This is a genomic window from uncultured Thiodictyon sp. (assembly GCA_903837595.1).
In the GTDB taxonomy this organism is placed as follows: domain Bacteria; phylum Pseudomonadota; class Gammaproteobacteria; order Chromatiales; family Chromatiaceae; genus Thiodictyon.
Genome location: CAILVI010000460.1, coordinates 1 through 1,953, shown reverse-complemented (window position 1 = coordinate 1,953; position 1,953 = coordinate 1). Strand labels below are relative to the sequence as shown.

Here is a 1,953-nt window from a genome sequence, read left to right as displayed (position 1 = left end):
GCAGACGCGTTTGGTATTAATTGCAGATACGCGCGTCGTCCGGGACGGCTCGACCAAGGATTTCCCGGCCGTCACGAATAGACGGTGCTGGAAAATGCGAGTTTCCTGTCAGGCACTAGGTAACAATGCCTGTTGCTCAAGGCATCCTAGCTGAGCCCGTCCCTGTTTCAGCGTGGCCAGGGGTGCGTCGTTCCTGCTCCTTGCGAATGACCGCGAGCTAACGCCGGTCGATCGAGTCGAGTAGGGCATCGCAGTAGAAAGGGTTAGCCGCCCCGAACCGGAACCGGCGGTGGCTGGGTCCGTCCTCATCGGCGGGGACCGCGACCTCCCGGTCAAAGACGGCCCGCAGCGCTGGGCGCGCAAAGCGGTAGCCGTGACGGGCATAGGGCAGATTCCTGCAGAAGACCAGGTCGGCCGAGTCCAGGGCGTGGAGCAGCGCGTCCGCCTCCGGGTCCGGCGTGACGTCCGCGGCCGGGTCGCCGCCGGTGATGGTGGCCGCGTCGGGGCAGGGGAGTTTGATCCCCTTCTCAGCGGCCAGAGAACTGGCCAGCGGCCAACCGTGCAGGGCGACCACGAAGTCCTGTTTGGGTGTTTAGTCCTTGGCCGTGAAGCGGTAGGCGAGGGGCCTGGGCTCCCCCGGGTCCCCCACGCGCTCTTCGAATCCCGCGAAGCGGAACCCTTCAGGCAAACTCCGGCCATGGGCGGTGGTGCGCGGCGAGACGATAAATTCTGCGGAGCCGATGGGGCCGTTCCAGAAGGCGCCGGTGCGGGTGACGTATCGAACCTCCACGAACCCGATCCCGGTACCGGCAGAGAACCGATGCAGTGTCGCACCTCGACACGCTCCTGGGGGCCAGCGTAATGTCGAAGGCGTGGACGCGCCCGATACAGAGTGCGAGTCCGGGCCAGAGCAGCTGTTCGATCAGGCGGGTTTCGACCGGCTGACCGCGCACCCGGGTGGTCAGGTCGCGAAACTGCGGGTCGACCTAGATGCCGGAGACCCTGCCGTTCGTCGCGGATTGCGGACAGCCCTCGGGGAAGGCGAAGGTGGTGATCGTCTCAGCGGTGGGGTTGTGAAAAAGATAAGTGGAATCCGCGTGCCAGTCCTTGGCCCCCTGCGTCAGCACCACGCGCTCGGTGACCATGCGGATGCGACTCGGCGCGACCGGTGCCAGGTGTCAAGCGACACTAGCCAGCGGCGATTCCTGCGGCCTCGAAATCGTTGGCGGCTGCGGGCGGCGACAGCCAGCCGGGCAGCAGGCAAACCAGGGGAGCGAGGCGAGGGGCGGCTAGCGACGATGGTTGTGACGGGAGTCTGAATTGGCCATAACACTCGGATGAAGGTACGCCATACCGGTGATCGCCGTCTGGCACGCATGGTGAGCGCCAGCGGTTGCGCCCAATCTGAAGCAGACCGAGCGGGCGGCGCAGACGCCCAGATTGGCCCGGAACCAGCGACGCGGTCATGTGCCGCCTGACGCAATGCTCAAATCGTCCAACGACTCAGTCGTTGCCACAATTCTTGGACCTTAGTATCGAAAATACGCGCCATTGGCAAAGAAGCGACAATGTTGCTTGAATGATACGGCTGGTGAACCCATCTTTGGAATATTGTTCACTTGTCCCGGACTCCTGGGGCCGCCGAGCGGCCTGCATCCGGGACCTGCCTCGTTGGCAGGAGGTTTCTCATGTTTCATCGACTCCATTTTGATCGGCGCCTGGCCGACGGCTCGACCTACCGCATCCGGCCTTCAGGTCCACACGACCGCGAACTGTTGGTCCGCTGCTTCGAGTCACTCTCGCCGGAGGCGCGACGCCTACGCTTTTTCACCGCCAAACAGGCCCTGACCTCGGAGGACCTGGACCGCTTCTGCGCAGCCGATGGTTACGACCACATCGCTTTCTCCGCGGTACGGATCGACGCGACCGGCCGGGAGTCAGAGCCCCTGGGTT

The 1,953-nt window shown here is 64.3% G+C and carries 4 protein-coding genes; 1 reads left to right on the top strand and 3 read right to left on the bottom strand.

Going from position 1 to position 1,953, the window contains the following annotated elements:
• Nucleotides 1-217: 217 nt before the first annotated feature.
• The 3 genes from QZY44_RS27440 to QZY44_RS27430 all read right to left on the bottom strand — a co-directional run bounded on the left by QZY44_RS27440 (nt 218) and on the right by QZY44_RS27430 (nt 1,145).
• On the bottom strand, nt 218-574 hold the full coding sequence (locus tag QZY44_RS27440) for a YARHG domain-containing protein (protein ID WP_295455600.1): 357 nt from the start codon (nt 572-574) through the stop codon (nt 218-220).
• Between the two features lie 18 nt (nt 575-592).
• Nucleotides 593-790: a hypothetical protein gene (locus tag QZY44_RS27435; protein WP_295455598.1), complete on the bottom strand. Its 198-nt coding sequence runs from the start codon at nt 788-790 to the stop codon at nt 593-595.
• A gap of 196 nt (nt 791-986) precedes the next feature.
• Nucleotides 987-1,145: a hypothetical protein gene (locus tag QZY44_RS27430; RefSeq protein WP_295455597.1), complete on the bottom strand. Its 159-nt coding sequence runs from the start codon at nt 1,143-1,145 to the stop codon at nt 987-989.
• A 543-nt stretch (nt 1,146-1,688) separates the two neighbouring features.
• On the opposite strand from QZY44_RS27430, the gene QZY44_RS27425 reads away from it, so the two are divergent.
• The coding region (locus tag QZY44_RS27425) for a hypothetical protein (protein ID WP_295455594.1) at nt 1,689-1,953 on the top strand (265 nt) is incomplete at its 3' end.